Source organism: Pseudomonas bubulae (assembly GCF_900618535.1).
GTDB classification, from domain to species: domain Bacteria; phylum Pseudomonadota; class Gammaproteobacteria; order Pseudomonadales; family Pseudomonadaceae; genus Aquipseudomonas; species Aquipseudomonas bubulae.
This window is the reverse complement of sequence record NZ_UYJA01000006.1, coordinates 124,893-138,749: the sequence shown is the minus strand read 5'-3', so window position 1 is coordinate 138,749 and position 13,857 is coordinate 124,893. Positions and strand designations below refer to the sequence as shown.

At 60.4% G+C, this 13,857-nt stretch carries 16 protein-coding genes; 3 read left to right on the top strand and 13 right to left on the bottom strand.

All coding sequences use genetic code 11. The annotated features are described in order from the left end of the window. Positions 1-14: 14 nt before the first annotated feature. Both PPTH39_RS23755 and PPTH39_RS20680 read right to left on the bottom strand, forming a co-directional pair. On the bottom strand, positions 15-146 hold the full coding sequence (locus PPTH39_RS23755; RefSeq protein WP_016781520.1) for a putative transporter small subunit: 132 nt from the start codon (positions 144-146) through the stop codon (positions 15-17). After that, entirely contained in the window at positions 128-1,795 is a 1,668-nt protein-coding gene (locus tag PPTH39_RS20680) for a sodium:solute symporter family protein (RefSeq protein ID WP_130872378.1), read from the bottom strand. The genes PPTH39_RS23755 and PPTH39_RS20680 overlap by 19 nt, the downstream gene beginning before the upstream one ends. A gap of 414 nt (positions 1,796-2,209) precedes the next feature. Here PPTH39_RS20680 and PPTH39_RS20675 point away from each other — a divergent pair, with 414 nt between their 5' ends. Then, positions 2,210-2,932: an SDR family oxidoreductase gene (locus PPTH39_RS20675; RefSeq protein WP_095002073.1), complete on the top strand. Its 723-nt coding sequence runs from the start codon at positions 2,210-2,212 to the stop codon at positions 2,930-2,932. 46 nt (positions 2,933-2,978) lie between these two features. Here the strand turns inward: PPTH39_RS20675 and PPTH39_RS20670 are convergent, their stop codons facing one another. The 10 genes from PPTH39_RS20670 to ccmA all read right to left on the bottom strand — a co-directional run bounded on the left by PPTH39_RS20670 (position 2,979) and on the right by ccmA (position 10,465). Further along, positions 2,979-3,374 (bottom strand): hypothetical protein, encoded by a 396-nt coding sequence (locus PPTH39_RS20670; RefSeq protein WP_095021432.1) that lies wholly within the window; start codon positions 3,372-3,374, stop codon positions 2,979-2,981. Between the two features lie 130 nt (positions 3,375-3,504). Continuing rightward, entirely contained in the window at positions 3,505-4,707 is a 1,203-nt protein-coding gene (gene ccmI, locus PPTH39_RS20665; protein WP_095021431.1) for a c-type cytochrome biogenesis protein CcmI, read from the bottom strand. Then, the gene (locus PPTH39_RS20660) at positions 4,700-5,176 is read right to left on the bottom strand and encodes a cytochrome c-type biogenesis protein (RefSeq protein WP_095024377.1); all 477 of its coding nucleotides are present in this window, start codon (positions 5,174-5,176) and stop codon (positions 4,700-4,702) included. The genes ccmI and PPTH39_RS20660 overlap by 8 nt, the downstream gene beginning before the upstream one ends. After that, positions 5,173-5,709: a DsbE family thiol:disulfide interchange protein gene (locus tag PPTH39_RS20655; RefSeq protein ID WP_088377708.1), complete on the bottom strand. Its 537-nt coding sequence runs from the start codon at positions 5,707-5,709 to the stop codon at positions 5,173-5,175. Before PPTH39_RS20655 ends, PPTH39_RS20660 begins: the two co-directional genes overlap by 4 nt. After that, a complete protein-coding gene (locus PPTH39_RS20650) occupies positions 5,706-7,691 on the bottom strand; it encodes a heme lyase CcmF/NrfE family subunit (RefSeq protein WP_165446540.1) in 1,986 nt (661 codons plus the stop codon). The genes PPTH39_RS20655 and PPTH39_RS20650 overlap by 4 nt, the downstream gene beginning before the upstream one ends. Further along, positions 7,691-8,152, bottom strand: a complete 462-nt coding sequence (gene ccmE, locus PPTH39_RS20645) for a cytochrome c maturation protein CcmE (RefSeq protein WP_016781527.1) — start codon at positions 8,150-8,152, stop codon at positions 7,691-7,693. The genes PPTH39_RS20650 and ccmE overlap by 1 nt, the downstream gene beginning before the upstream one ends. Further along, positions 8,149-8,325 carry a heme exporter protein CcmD gene (ccmD, locus tag PPTH39_RS20640; protein WP_016781528.1) on the bottom strand — a complete coding sequence of 59 codons (177 nt, stop codon included), beginning with the start codon at positions 8,323-8,325 and terminating at the stop codon, positions 8,149-8,151. The genes ccmE and ccmD overlap by 4 nt, the downstream gene beginning before the upstream one ends. After that, positions 8,322-9,080, bottom strand: a complete 759-nt coding sequence (locus tag PPTH39_RS20635) for a heme ABC transporter permease (protein ID WP_176464856.1) — start codon at positions 9,078-9,080, stop codon at positions 8,322-8,324. The genes ccmD and PPTH39_RS20635 overlap by 4 nt, the downstream gene beginning before the upstream one ends. Before the next feature lie 84 nt (positions 9,081-9,164). Continuing rightward, positions 9,165-9,833, bottom strand: a complete 669-nt coding sequence (gene ccmB, locus PPTH39_RS20630; RefSeq protein ID WP_016781529.1) for a heme exporter protein CcmB — start codon at positions 9,831-9,833, stop codon at positions 9,165-9,167. Beyond that, the gene (ccmA, locus tag PPTH39_RS20625) at positions 9,830-10,465 is read right to left on the bottom strand and encodes a cytochrome c biogenesis heme-transporting ATPase CcmA (protein WP_095018952.1); all 636 of its coding nucleotides are present in this window, start codon (positions 10,463-10,465) and stop codon (positions 9,830-9,832) included. Before ccmA ends, ccmB begins: the two co-directional genes overlap by 4 nt. A gap of 192 nt (positions 10,466-10,657) precedes the next feature. Here ccmA and fliK point away from each other — a divergent pair, with 192 nt between their 5' ends. Next, a complete protein-coding gene (gene fliK, locus PPTH39_RS20620; protein ID WP_130872376.1) occupies positions 10,658-12,229 on the top strand; it encodes a flagellar hook-length control protein FliK in 1,572 nt (523 codons plus the stop codon). Further along, positions 12,226-12,543 carry an EscU/YscU/HrcU family type III secretion system export apparatus switch protein gene (locus PPTH39_RS20615; RefSeq protein ID WP_130872375.1) on the top strand — a complete coding sequence of 106 codons (318 nt, stop codon included), beginning with the start codon at positions 12,226-12,228 and terminating at the stop codon, positions 12,541-12,543. The genes fliK and PPTH39_RS20615 overlap by 4 nt, the downstream gene beginning before the upstream one ends. Before the next feature lie 24 nt (positions 12,544-12,567). Here the strand turns inward: PPTH39_RS20615 and PPTH39_RS20610 are convergent, their stop codons facing one another. Then, the gene (locus tag PPTH39_RS20610; protein ID WP_130872374.1) at positions 12,568-13,857 is read right to left on the bottom strand and encodes an amidase; all 1,290 of its coding nucleotides are present in this window, start codon (positions 13,855-13,857) and stop codon (positions 12,568-12,570) included.

Sequence of the window (13,857 nt, the reverse complement as noted above, 5' to 3'; positions counted from 1 at the left end):
ACCCCATCAAACATTCAGACCAGATCCGTACCCTCACGCTTGGCCTTGCGCATATCGCGCCACAGGCTGACGCACAGGGTCAACATTACGGCCCCGGCAATGGCTGGCCAGATCAGGACATACAGGGTCAAAGCGAAACTGGACATGGGGTGGCTCCTTTTTCAGTGGCAGATTCGACGGTGTGGTGGAAGGCCACAACACGTTCGTTGATACAGTCAAAATCAAAGGTTTCATTGGCCAGCAAGCTCACCAGCACACACACCACGGTGCTGACACCGTAAGCGGTCAATGAACTGAGCAACACCGGGTAATCGCGGAGAAAACCGAACGCGAATGGCGCCAGTACCAAGAACGCCAATCCGCCCATCACAAAGCCCACGCGCTTGCCAAAAAAGCCGAACGCCATCAGGCCAATCACCACCCCGCCGCCGATCGAGGCACAGAGTTCGAAGAACAGCGCCACCGCACCTTGCATCTGCAACAATTCGAAGCGGGCGACCAAAAACATCACAAACCCGGCAATCGCTGCACTGGTAAAGGCCGCGTTGGTAATCCGCTGCCAATACAGGCTGGCAATAACAGGAAAGACAATCGCGCCCCATAGCGCGCCGACAAAAATCAGCATGGTCAGGATATCGAGTTTCATGCTGGCAAAAATCATCGCCAGCATGGTTGCCAGCACCATGGTCAGGCGCCCGACAAACAACATGGTTTTTGGATTGGGTTTGCCCTTGGCTATGTTCTTGCCATACACGTCAGTCATCACCAGCGCCGACAAGGCGGACAGGTCGGAATCCGCCGTGGACGACAGCGAACCGATCACCATGATGAAAAACAGCCCCACCGCAAACGGCGGCAAGTAGGTCGAGGCCATTTGCGGGATCAGGTTATTGAGGTCGCCATCCTGCGGCTCGATACCTGCCAGCAGGGCCAGAAACCCCAGCATGCCCAGCCCGATCACAATCGAGGCATAACCGATGGTGGCGGTGACGAATGTCGACTTCATCAAGTCTTCACGCACGGCAAACAGCCGCTGGGCGATGGTCTGGTTACCAATGGCGTAGGCCAGCACGGCCACGAAGTAAGGTGCGCCCTGCTCCAGAATCGCGGTTTTCGAATAGAAGCTGGCTTGCTCGGGGGTGATCCTCGGCATGCCCTGGGCGAAGATTTCAGGGCCGCCCAACTGGAAGAAAATAATCGGAATAATCACCACCGCAGCGAAGATCATGGCGAATAGCTGGCCGAAATCAGTAAGCACCGATGAGCGAAACCCTGACCAGATGGTGTAAGTCAGAATCCCGACACCGGCGATAAGCACACCATGGGTAAAGCTCAGCGGCGAAAGCACCGCGACCAGTGCCCCGGCGGCGGTGAAATTGACCATCAGGCTGATCAGACTGCCGACGATATTGGAACCCGCCAGAATCATCTGGCTGGAACGCCCGTGCCGTGCGTGCATGATCTCCGCCAGGGTATGGGCCTTGGGCGCCAGTTGCCGGAAACGCCGGCCAAAGGGGTAGATAAACAGAATCATCAGCGCGCCCCAGAAGCCATAGTGCAAGGCCCCCGAGAGACCAAACTTGTAGCCCGCACTGGCGGCGGCGTAAAAGGAAGCGGCCCAGATCCAGGTGGCCGTCATGCTGGCGGCCGACATGCCAAAGCCGATGGAGTTATTGGAGACCATATAGCCGTCGACGTTTTCGTCCTTGCGGCCCACGCGCAACGACACCAAAAAGGTCAGGCCATAAAAACAGAACAGAAGCAGCAACACGGTGAGGGTGGAAAGTTGGAACATTCCTTTCTCCTTTCTTATGCGCACACAGTCGTTACAGACGCAACGAAAGGCCGAAATCGGCAGGTGCAACAACCCGGATTTCCTGACAGGCAGGCGATAGCGGACAGCGGTCCGTGGGTTGTCAAAGTGATGGCTGGCAAGTGACGGAACGCAAGAGGCGTCCCAGGTCAAAAGGCAAAGCGTGCGCTAGCACGTTGAGCCGGTGCTTGCAGCAATGGCCGGCAAGGTGCCGGGAGATAAGTCCGGTATCAGATGCACAAAGCCCTGACACGAACGGAAAAGAAGTATACAGATTTAGGGGGTGACCGGAAGAGGCCGAGACAGGCCGCCACTAAAAGCGCCTCGCAAACCTGCCCGCTCCCACAAGCGCTTGCCAAGGTATCATGCTCACCGTCTTTAAATAGGGAGCACACCATGACCCAACGTACCTACCTTGTCACCGGCGCCAGCAAAGGCATCGGTCGCGCGTTGTGCGAACATCTGGCCCAGGCAGGCCACACCGTGGTGGGCATAGCCCGCAATGCAGACGACCCGGATTTCCCCGGCACACTGGTCGCCCTTGATCTGGCCGACCGCGAACGCAGCGCACAGGTACTCAAGGAACTCAGCGAACGTTTCGCCTTCGACGGGCTGGTCAACAACGTCGGCCTGGTGCGCCCGCAAGCATTGGGCGAAATTGATCTGGATGCATTCGATGACGTCATGCGAGTTAACCTGCATTCGGCGCTGCAGGCCACCCAGGCGTTATTGCCCGGCATGCGCAGCCGGGGCTGGGGGCGAGTCGTGAATATTTCCAGCCTGACCGTACTCGGCATCACCCAGCGTACGGCCTATGCCGCAGCCAAGGCGGCGCTGGTCAGCTTTACCCGCTCCTGGGCACTGGAACTGGCACAAACAGGCATAACCGTAAACGCCGTGGCCCCCGGCCCGACCGAGACGGAGCTGTTCCGCGCCAACAACCCGCCCGGTTCCGCGGGCGAAGCACGCTATCTGGCAGGCGTGCCAATGGCACGTCTGGGCCAGCCCGCAGAAATCGCCTCGGCGATTGCCTTTCTACTGTCTGAGAGCAGCGGTTTTATTACCGGCCAGACGCTGTTTGTCGATGGTGGTGCATCGGTGGGCAAGGCGGCGTTTTAACCACAGCCCCAAACCAAAACGGCGACCCGAAGGTCGCCGCTTGGCTTTACTTGAACTGCCGACTCAACCCCGGCGGTACGCCGCTGATATCGGTCTCTTCCCACGGCCCGTTGGGGCTCACCGCGCGGCTCCAGCCGTTGTCCCAGCGGTAGTAGGCGCGCTGGCGGTAGAAGACGTTGGTCTGGTTATCCAGCACATACACGCCCAGACGCGCATCCCAGTGGCTAGGCCCGCCCGGCGGCGGCGCAAAGGTCGCCGAGGTGCGCGGCAACGGTTTTGGCGCCTTGGGAATCGGCATGTCCGGCAGGGGCTTGCCCGAGGGCTGGGGTGTCGGCTGCGGCATCGGCGTTGTTGGCGCAGGCGGTTCGTAAGGCTGTTGAACCGCACAGGCGCTCAGGCCTAGAGCTAGCGCGAGCAAGGTAATACGGGCGAATACGGCCATGGCGGCTTCTCTTGTAAGTCAGCTAAGACCCCCTGTGGCAGCGGACTTGCTCGCGATTCAATCAATGCGGATTCACTGGAGGACCGCGTCGTCTGCATCGCGAGCAAGCCCGCTGCCAGATTCGGGGCATTTATTTATCCGGGCTGTCGATGGTCAGTTGTTGCAGCTCCCGAGTGCTGCTAGACAGCGGCTGGCTGCGCCCTACCCACTCGCCTGCTGTTGGCTGGCCAGCACGGGAGATGCGTGCCATTAATTGGACTTCAGGAAAGTTGGACAGTTTCAATTGCGGCATCATTGCGTCGACATCGCCCAGCTCAACCGTGATCGGCAGGTCCGCCACAGTCACGCGCTTGACCGCCAACGGTGCCGGCGGGCCGGAGACCGCACGGGCAAAGATAAACACGCTGTCACCCGGCAAGGCACTGGCCTTGACCGCATCGGCCAGATCCACGTTGACCTTGATCGAGGCCATCGCCTTGGCCACAGGTGCAGTTTCAACCTTGCCACCGCTGGCCTGCAGTTGCTCACGGGCCTTTGCAATACCCCCTTCCAGCGCCGCACGGGAGGCGTCGCCTTCAGGCAGTTCGGTCATCAACCGTTGCCAGTAGCCAATGGCCTGTTCGAAGCGCTGGTCCTCGAAGGCGGCGATGCCCAGCAGGCCCAGGCTGGTGACTTCCTTCGGGTCGGCCTTCAAGGCTTCATCGGTCAGCGCCTGGATTTTGTCGCTCCACTTTTTATCGTCGGCAAAGTACTGCGCCTGCGCCCACTGGCCCAGCAACTCGGGCTGACGACCGGCCAGGTTGGCCGCGCGTTCGAACACCCTGGCCGCATCCGCAGGACGGTTTTGTGCCATATAGGCACGGCCCAGGAAGTACAGGCCTTCGGCCGAGTCAGGTTGCGCAGCCGCGGCACGCTCAAGGCGCGCGACCATTTCTTCAAGGGATTGCGGCGGCTGGGAGAACTCGCGGGTCAGTTCGACCTTGTCGCTGGAACCAAAATGCAGGTACAGGCTCAAGCCCAGTACCGGCACCAGCACTGCGGCCAACAACGGAATGGCCTTGCCCAGACTGGACACCCGCCCCGGCGCCACACCTTCGGTGTCCGCGAGCAATTCGCGGGCCGCTTCGGCGCGGCCGGTTTCGAACTGTTCAGCGGTCAACACGCCCTCTTCGCGCTGGGCTTGCAACTCGGCCACCCGCTCTTGATACAAGGCAACGTTCAAAGCGGTACGGTCTTCTTCGCGCTGGGCACGGCGCCCGCGCAATACCGGGATCAATAAAAAGCTGAGGGCTATCAGTAGCAGCAAGCCTGCTGCGAGCCAGAAATCAATCATCTTTGGTTTTATCCAGCAAAGTGTCGAGGCGCTTGCGCTCCTCGGCAGAAAGTGTGTCCGAGCCTTCAACCTGCTCTGTACGTCGACGGCGCCCGACGATGACGCCAATCACCACCAGACCGCCCACCAGCAGGGCCAGCGGGCCAAACCAGAGCACTGCGGTCTTGCCGGTCAGGGCCGGTTTATAGAGCACGAAATCGCCGTAGCGGGCGACCATGAAATCGAGGATCTGCTGGTTGTCCTTGCCTTCACCGAGCATGCGATAGATCTCGCGGCGCAGGTCGGTGGCAATAGGGGCGTTGGAGTCGGCGATGTCCTGGTTCTGACACTTGGGGCAGCGCAGTTCCTTGGTCAGCTCACGAAAACGGTCGCGCTCGGCGTCGTTGGCAAACTCGTAGGTATCGATGGCGGCATGGGCAACCCCGGTCAGGGTCAAACCGAAAACCACGGCGGCTAGCCAGCGCTTCATGGTTTGGCCTCGTCAACCAGTGCCTGATATTTACCCGCAAGCTGCTCACGCCACACGGTCTCGTCGATCACGCCGACAAACTTGTGGCGGATGATGCCCTTGCTGTCGATCAGGAATGTCTCAGGAGCGCCGTACACGCCCAGATTCAGGCCCAGGGAGCCGTCTGCGTCGTTGATGTCCAGCTGATAAGGGTTGTGGAAATCCTTAAGCCACTTCTTCGCATCTTCGTTGACGTCTTTGTAGTTCACGCCGTAGATCAGCACACCCTGATCGGCCAGTTTGGTCAGCACCGGGTGCTCGACCCGGCATGAAATGCACCAGGTGGCCCACACGTTGACCAGCGCAGGCTTACCCTTGAGGTCAGCTTCGGTGAGGGTTTTGTCCCCCTCCACCGAAGGCAGGCTGAAGGCCGGGAACGGCTTGTCGATCATCGCCGACGGCAGCTCGGTCGGGTCCAGATACAAGCCCCGGTAGAGAAACCACGCCATACCGAGAAAAACGGCCAGCGGGACCAGCATCAACCAACGTCTCATGCCGTGGCTCCTGTCATGCCCAGTGCTTCACGCACGCGGCTTTTCACCTTGACCCGGTAGCGACGATCCATCGCTGCCAGCAATCCACCAAAGCCTGTGAGCAGACCGCCAAACCAGATCCAGCGCACAAACGGTTTCACATGCACCCGCACAGCCCAGGCGCCGTTGTCCAGGGGCTCACCCAGCGCCACATAGAGGTCACGGGTGAAACCGGCGTCGATCCCGGCTTCGGTCATCATCGAGTTCTGCACCGTGTAGAGGCGTTTTTCCGGGTGCAGTACGCTGACTTCCTTGCCATTGCGGATGACACGCACGGTGCCTTTGTCAGACGTAAAGTTCGGACCCTGGAAGTGCTTGGCGCCTTCAAAAATAAAGTGATAACCGCCAAGCTCCATCGACTCGCCCGGTGCCAGGCGCAAGTCGCGCTCGGCACTGTGCTGGCTCGACAACACCACCCCCAGCGCACACACGGCGATACCCAGGTGGGCAATCTGCATGCCCCAGTAGCTGCGGGTCAGGCTGCGCACGCCTTTGATCAGGCCCTTGTGACGGGTTTTGTCACCGATGTCACGCACCCCGGCCAGCAGCACCCAGGCCGACAGCATAAAGGTGGTCAGCACCGCCCAGTTGAAGTCGCCATAAGCCACTCCGGCAATTACCGACAGCGCGGCGCTGCCCAGCAGTACGGGGGTGAGCATGCCCAACAACCATTTGACCGGAGTGTCTTTCCAGCGCACCAGCACACCGACGGCCATCACCACCATCAGCAAAGCCATGAGCGGGATAAACAGGGCGTTGAAGTACGGCGGGCCCACCGACATCTTGGCGCCACTGATGGCATCCAGAATCAGTGGGTACAGGGTGCCGAGCAGAATCATCGACGCGGCCACCACCAGGATCAGGTTGTTGCCCAACAGCAGGGTCTCACGGGACCACAGCTTGAAGCTGACATGGCTTTTCACCACTGGCGCACGCAGGGCAAACAGGGTCAGCGAACCGCCGACCACAAACAGCAGGAAGATCAAGATGAATACGCCGCGCTCAGGGTCGGAAGCGAACGCATGCACCGAGGTCAACACGCCGGAACGCACCAGGAACGTACCCAGCAGGCTCAGGGAAAACGCAGCTATCGCCAGCAGTACGGTCCAGCTCTTGAACACACCACGTTTTTCGGTCACGGCCAGCGAGTGAATCAGCGCCGTACCCACCAACCATGGCATGAACGAAGCATTTTCTACCGGATCCCAGAACCACCAGCCGCCCCAGCCAAGCTCGTAATAAGCCCACCATGAACCCAGGGTGATACCGATGCCGAGGAAGGCCCATGCCACGATGGTCCATGGTCGCGACCAGCGCGCCCAGGCAGCGTCCAGCCGACCGCCGAGCAAGGCAGCAATGGCAAAGGCAAAAGCCACGGAGAAACCGACATAGCCCATGTACAGCATTGGCGGGTGAACAATCAGGCCAATGTCCTGCAGCAGCGGGTTAAGGTCGTTGCCATCCGAAGGAATCTGCGGCAGCAAGCGCACGAATGGGTCTGAGGTCAGGATCAAAAACAGCAGGAAGCCGACACTGATCATGCCCATGATTGCCAGCACCCGCGCCAGCATCACTTGTGGCAGCTGCCGCGAAAAGATCGACACGGCAAAGGTCCAGCCGCCGAGGATCATCGCCCACAACAGCAGCGAGCCTTCGTGGGCACCCCACACCGCGCTGAACTTGAAGTACCACGGCAGCGCGCTGTTTGAGTTGCTGGCTACGTACGCCACCGAAAAGTCATCGGCCATAAAGGCATAGGTCAGGCAGGCAAAGGAGAACAACAAGAAGGCAAATTGCCCCCAGGCAGCGGGTTGCGCCAGGCTCATCCACAGCTTGTCGCCACGCCAGGCACCCAGCAGCGGCACGATGGCCTGCACGATGGCAAAGCACAGGGCCAGAATCATGGCCAGATGGCCCAATTCGGGAATATAGAGTCCAGACATCAGTACTTACCCTCACTTGCAGGCACAGGCGCGGATTGGCCACTTTCGTTCAGCGCCTTGGTCACTTCGGGCGGCATGTATTTTTCGTCGTGTTTGGCCAGCACTTCATCAGCCACCACCACACCCTGGGCATTGAGCTTGCCCAGCGCGACGATGCCCTGCCCTTCACGGAACAAGTCCGGGAGGATGCCGCGATACTGGATGGTCACCGACTTGTTGAAATCGGTGACCACAAACTGCACGTCCAGCGAGTCACCTGAACGCTTGAGCGAACCGTCTTCGACCATGCCGCCGGCACGGATCCGGGTATCCAATGGCGCTTCGCCATTGGCGATCTGGGTCGGGGTGTAAAACAGGTTGATGTTCTGCTGCAAGGCGCTCAGGGCCAGGGCCACGGCAGCGCCGACCCCTACCAGAATCGCCAGGATGATGATCAAGCGTTTTTTGCGCAGCGGATTCACTTCGAATTCTCCCGACGCAAACGACGCGCCTCTTGTTGCAGATAACGCCGGCGCGCCATGATTGGCAGTGCCACGTTCAACCCCAGCACCGCCAGGCAAATGCCATAGGCCGACCAGACATATACCCCGTGATGGCCCATGGCGAGAAAGTCGCCAAAAGAAGCAAAACTCATCGCGCACCCTCCAGAGCCTTCAACACCTCAGCCTTGACCCAGCTGCTGCGGGCCTCGCGCTTGAGCACCTCAAGACGCATGCGCAACAGCAGCACCGCGCCAAAGAAGCAATAAAAGCCCAGCACCGTGAGCAACAGCGGCATCCACATTTCCATGGGCATGGCCGGTTTTTCGGTCAGGGTGAAGGTCGCGCCCTGGTGCAGGGTGTTCCACCACTCCACCGAGTACTTGATGATCGGAATATTGATCACGCCCACAATCGCCAGCACCGCGCAGGCCTTGGCCGCACTGTCGCGATTGGTGATGGCGTTGCCCAGGGCAATCAGGCCGAAATACAGAAACAGCAGAATCAGCATCGAGGTCAGGCGCGCATCCCAGACCCACCACGAGCCCCAGGTCGGCTTGCCCCACACCGCACCGGTGACCAGCGCCACGGCTGTCATCCAGGCGCCAATGGGTGCGGCGGATTGCAGGGCCACGTCGGCGATTTTCATCTTCCACACCAGCCCTACCACACCGCACACCGCCAGCATCACGTAGCAGGATTGCGCCAGCATGGCCGCAGGAACATGGATATAGATGATGCGGAAGCTGTTGCCCTGCTGGTAGTCCGGCGGTGCAAAGGCCAGGCCCCAGACCACCCCGCAGGTGATCAGCAACACGGCGGCAATGCTTAACCACGGCAACAGCCGCCCACTGATGGCATAGAACCATTTGGGCGAGCCGAGTTTGTGAAACCAAGTCCAGTTCATCACGCTGCTTCCATCACGGTGCCGGTCACGACAGGTGTGCTGTCATGCCAGCCAGGGTCTTTACTGGCCCACGCAGGCCAGACCTCATTATTCGCCGACGCTGATTTTCAGGCCGGCAGCTATTGCAAAAGGTGTCAGGGTTACAGCCAGGGCGGTCAGGCTACCAAGCCAGAGCAAATAACCGGTTGCAGGCATGCCTTGCAATGCCGCCTGCAGGGCGCCACTACCAAGGATCAATACCGGGATATATAAAGGCAGAATCAATAGCGCCAGTAGCAAGCCGCCGCGCTTGAGGCCCACGGTCAGGGCAGCGCCCACGGCACCAAGCAGGCTCAACACTGGCGTCCCCAGCAGCAACGACATCAGCAACACCGGCAGGCACGCCACCGGCAGCCCGAGCATCAGGGCCAGCAGGGGTGACAGGATCACCAGCGCCAGACCGGAAAACGCCCAGTGTGCCAGCACCTTGGCCAGTACCAGTAGAGGCAGGGGGTGCGACGAAAGGACCCACTGCTCAAGCGATCCGTCCTCGAAATCACTGCGGAAAAGCCCGTCCAGCGAGAGTAAAACCGCTAAAAGGGCCGCGACCCACAGCAGTCCTGGAGACAAGGTTTGCAACAATTTCGTCTCCGGGCCAACGGCCAGCGGAAACATTGCGATGACAATCGCGAAGAACACCAACGGGTTGGCCAATTCGGCCGGGCGACGGAACAGCAAACGCGCTTCGCGCGCCACCAACACGGCAAACACACTCATACAGCCCACTGCCCCAGGTCGATATTGCGGTAACCGGCCGGCATCCGGGTCAAGGTATGGTGCGTGGTGAGCACCACCATGCCGCCGCTTTCGCAGTGGCGGGCCAGGTGTTCTTCGAGTTGCGCCACGCCCTGTTTATCGAGCGCGGTAAACGGCTCGTCGAGAATCCACAACGGCGGGCTGTCCAGATACAGGCGGGCCAGCGCCACACGGCGCTGCTGCCCTGCCGACAAGGTGTGGCAAGGCACATCCTCAAAGCCCTGCAAGCCGACCTCGTGCAACGCAGCCCAGATGGCATCACGGGTTGCCGGGCGATGCAAGGCGCACAGCCAGCTGAGGTTTTCTTCGGCCGTGAGCAAATCCTTGATTCCCGCCGCATGGCCGATCCACAGCAAGTTGCTGGTCAATTCATGACGTTGGGCGCTCAGGGCCATACCGTTAAGCCGTACTTCGCCAGCCGTTGGCTGCATCAGGCCCGCCAACAAGCGCAGCAGGCTGGTTTTGCCGCTGCCGTTGGGGCCGCTGATTTGCAGCATGTCGCCGCTGGTCAGACGCAATTCGAGGTGTTCGAACAGCATCCGCCAGTCACGCTCACAAGCGAGCGCTACGGCTTCTAAAAGAGGGCTGGTCACGTAATTGAGGCCTTCACGGTTCAAGTCGGCGCAGGCATGGCCGTTAAAGTGATGCAGGATAAATGCATTTGCGGCCTGATTCAGAGAGCTGGATCAAACAATTGTTATGTTTTATAGGCGCTCTGAACGACGGGGCAGCATTATACATGCCATGTCCTACGCTAAAGAGGGCAATTTCGACAGGTTGTTACGATGAAAGGCGACATGAATATTCCACCCATCCCACAATCCGCCCCCAGCAGTGTGCGTCAGGGGCTTGTGGGCGGTGAAGTGCTCAAGTTGCTGCAGCCCGCAGAGGGCCTGATAAAACCCGGCCAAAGTGCCCAGGCCGAGGTGCTGTCACTCAAGCAAAACGATCTGAGCTTCCAGCTTTTGCTCAAGTTGACCCTGGCCAGTGGCCGCGAAACCAACGTGCAGGCCAGCAGCAATTTTCCCTTGCCGCTGGGCACCCAACTGGCCGTGACCCAGCCTTCTGCAGGAAACCTTGCGATCAGCCTGCAACAGGCCCTGAGCAGCAGCGTCGCCACTCTCACCCGCCTCGATACCCGACAGTTGCCAGTGGGCACGCTGCTGCAAGGCAAGGTACTGACCACTCAAGCCCTGGCGCAGCCCGCAGGGCAACCGACGGTTTATCGGTCACTGGTGACCTTGCTCAACAGCGCACTGAGCGGCACGACCCTGACCCTGGACAGCCCGCTGCCCTTGCGTATCGGCAGCTTGCTTAGCGCCCGTGTGGACGGCCCGCAGAGCCTCGAGTTTGTGCCGCTGAGCGGGCGCCAGGAACAACTGGCTGTGGCGCAACAACTGGCAACACAACAGAGCCGGCAAGGCTCGTTGGAGGGCCTTTTCAACGCCCTGCAAAAACTGCCGGCCACTGCCGACATGCCTGCTGAGCTGCGTGCATCCATCGACAAACTATTAGCCGGTTTGCCTACGCCCTACCAACTGAGCAACGCCAAAGGCCTGGGTGATGCCCTGCTCAACAGCGGGGCATTTCTGGAGGCCCGACTGCTGACCGGGCAAACCCCGGCACAGGCCCCTGACATGAAAGCTACCTTGCTGCGCCTTATTGCGCAGATCCTGCCCGGTCTGCCGTCAAGCACCAGCTTCAACCCCGGCATGGCTGCCAGCACCCAGGCCCAGGCCTTGCCGACTTTTGTGCGTAATGCCCTGGGCATGCTCGGCCAGGTCAGCGCCAAACCACAGCCCGGCGGCTTCCCCTTGCCCCAGCGCATGCTGCAGAACGGTGAAGGTGAAGACAGCCTGGAGAACTTGCTGAAACTGGCAGCAGCAGCTGTCTCGCGGCTGCAAAGCCATCAGCTGTCCAGCCTGGAACAGAGTGGGCGCACGGCCGAGGGTGGTGTACTGACCACCTGGCAACTGGAAATCCCCATGCGCAATGCTCACGACATCGTACCTTTGCAGGTCAAGTTCCAGCGTGAAGACCCGCCGGAAAAACAAGCGCAAGATAAAACCGAACCCCGGGAGATCAAGGATCAACTATGGCGCGTGGAGCTGGCTTTCGACCTCGCCCCCCTGGGCCCGCTGCATGTGCAGGCGCAGCTGTTGCGGGGCAACCTGTCGGGCCAGCTCTGGGCCGAACAGGCATACACCGCCCGCCTGATCGAAAGTCAGCTGGGCAACTTGCGTCAGCGTCTGAGTGATGCCGGGTTGAGCGTGACCGATCTGGATTGCCATCAAGGCATCCCGCCGCAAAGTGGCCATACCCGTCTGGAACAACGCTGGGTCGATGAAACCGCATGAATACACCTGCAGAACTGCGCCAGGCGATTGCCCTCAAATACGACGGCAAACAGGCCCCTACCCTCACCGCCAAGGGCGATGACGAACTGGCCGAAGCCATCCTGGCACTGGCCCGTGAAAACGAAGTGCCGATTTATGAAAATGCCGAGCTGGTCAAATTACTGGCGCGGATGGAATTGGGTGACAGCATCCCGCAAGAGCTGTACCGCACACTGGCAGAGATCATTGCCTTTGCCTGGCAGCTTAAAGGTAAATTCCCAGAGGGTTTTGCCCCCCAGACCGAGCCGGAGGAACGCGACATCACTCCCCGTTGAACGCTCTATCGCCTTCGGCAGCTGCTACAGACCGGGCGTTGAGCGCAGGGCGCTATCCACCTGCTGCGCCGCTTCGAGCAGCCTGCTGTCCTGGCGAAACCCGCCAATCAGTTGCAACCCCACTGGCAGCTCCCCCGACGCCCGGGGCATCGGAATAGTGAGCTGGGGCAGGCCGAATGCCATCCAGAACCTGCAGAAGTCTGATGGCCCGGTGCTCTGCAACCCCAGTGGCGCAACCATGCCGCAGGTGGCACCCAGCATCGCGTCAAAGGCTTCGAAATGCTCCTTCAACACCGGCGCCAACGCCGCCAGCCGAGCCTTCGCTGCCGTTTCCTGCTGCCAACTGGTGGCCCGCGCCCTATCAATCATGGCCAGCACTTGCGGGCTCAGTTGCTCGGGGTTCGATTGCCACTCCTTGCTCAGTGAACGGGCACCCTCGCAGTCATTGATCAACTGATGATCATCGAAAACACTGGCAAACTCGTCCTCCAGTATCACCTCGGTGACGCTGTGGCCTGCGGTTTTCAATTGTTCCATAGCTGCCAGCAGGGCCTTAGCCACCGAAGGATCGATCTGATCCCAACGCGACGTACGACAAAACCCGAATGAACGGGCGCCATTCTCCCCGTTCGTTTGCGGCAAGCCGGGCACCAGTACCCGGGCGAGCAGCGCCAGGTCGCGAACCGAACGGCCATACCAGCCCAGGGTGTCGAAGCTCGGCGCCAGGGGCTTGACCCCTTCCAGGGAAACCAGCCCATGGGACGGCTTGAAGGCATATAACCCGCAATAGGATGCAGGCTTAAGCAGCGAGCCCGCCGTTTGCGTGCCCAGGGCAAGGGGGAAAAAGCCCGCGGCCATGCCCGCAGCAGAGCCGGCACTGGAGCTGCCCGGCGTCCTCTGCAGGTCATGGGGATTACGCGTCGGCCCCGTGTGCATATAGGCAAATTCAGTGGTATGGGTTTTACCCATGATCACCGCCCCGGCCTGACGCAGCAGCGCAACCACATGGGCATCCCGCGAGGGCCGGTTGTGGGCGTAGATCGGCGAGTAAAATGCAGTCGGATGGTCGCCGGTATCAATGATGTCCTTGACCCCCACCGGCACACCGGCCAATAAACCATTGATCTGCGGGCTGCCCAGGCACAGCGCCTGTTTACGTACGCACTGCGCATCGAGCGCGGCAAACGCCTGGATTGCAGGTTCGCGGGCATTGGTTTGCGCCAGAAAATGCTCAGCCACCTGCCCGGGGCCAAGCAGCGCCTTGCGTACGTGTTCGGCGATCGCGCAGGCATCTGCAGTGTCAAGAAAGCTCAT

Coding starts and splice junctions, on each gene's coding strand:
- fliK (WP_130872376.1), top strand. CDS start 10,658: ATGAAAGGCGACATGAATATTCCACCCATCCCACAATCCGCCCCCAGC.
- PPTH39_RS20680 (WP_130872378.1), bottom strand. CDS start 1,795: ATGTTCCAACTTTCCACCCTCACCGTGTTGCTGCTTCTGTTCTGTTTT.
- PPTH39_RS23755 (WP_016781520.1), bottom strand. CDS start 146: ATGTCCAGTTTCGCTTTGACCCTGTATGTCCTGATCTGGCCAGCCATT.
- PPTH39_RS20615 (WP_130872375.1), top strand. CDS start 12,226: ATGAATACACCTGCAGAACTGCGCCAGGCGATTGCCCTCAAATACGAC.
- PPTH39_RS20610 (WP_130872374.1), bottom strand. CDS start 13,857: ATGAGCTTTCTTGACACTGCAGATGCCTGCGCGATCGCCGAACACGTA.
- ccmD (WP_016781528.1), bottom strand. CDS start 8,325: ATGAGTTTTGCTTCTTTTGGCGACTTTCTCGCCATGGGCCATCACGGG.
- PPTH39_RS20675 (WP_095002073.1), top strand. CDS start 2,210: ATGACCCAACGTACCTACCTTGTCACCGGCGCCAGCAAAGGCATCGGT.
- PPTH39_RS20670 (WP_095021432.1), bottom strand. CDS start 3,374: ATGGCCGTATTCGCCCGTATTACCTTGCTCGCGCTAGCTCTAGGCCTG.
- ccmI (WP_095021431.1), bottom strand. CDS start 4,707: ATGATTGATTTCTGGCTCGCAGCAGGCTTGCTGCTACTGATAGCCCTC.
- PPTH39_RS20655 (WP_088377708.1), bottom strand. CDS start 5,709: ATGAGACGTTGGTTGATGCTGGTCCCGCTGGCCGTTTTTCTCGGTATG.
- PPTH39_RS20650 (WP_165446540.1), bottom strand. CDS start 7,691: ATGTCTGGACTCTATATTCCCGAATTGGGCCATCTGGCCATGATTCTG.
- PPTH39_RS20660 (WP_095024377.1), bottom strand. CDS start 5,176: ATGAAGCGCTGGCTAGCCGCCGTGGTTTTCGGTTTGACCCTGACCGGG.
- ccmB (WP_016781529.1), bottom strand. CDS start 9,833: ATGAGTGTGTTTGCCGTGTTGGTGGCGCGCGAAGCGCGTTTGCTGTTC.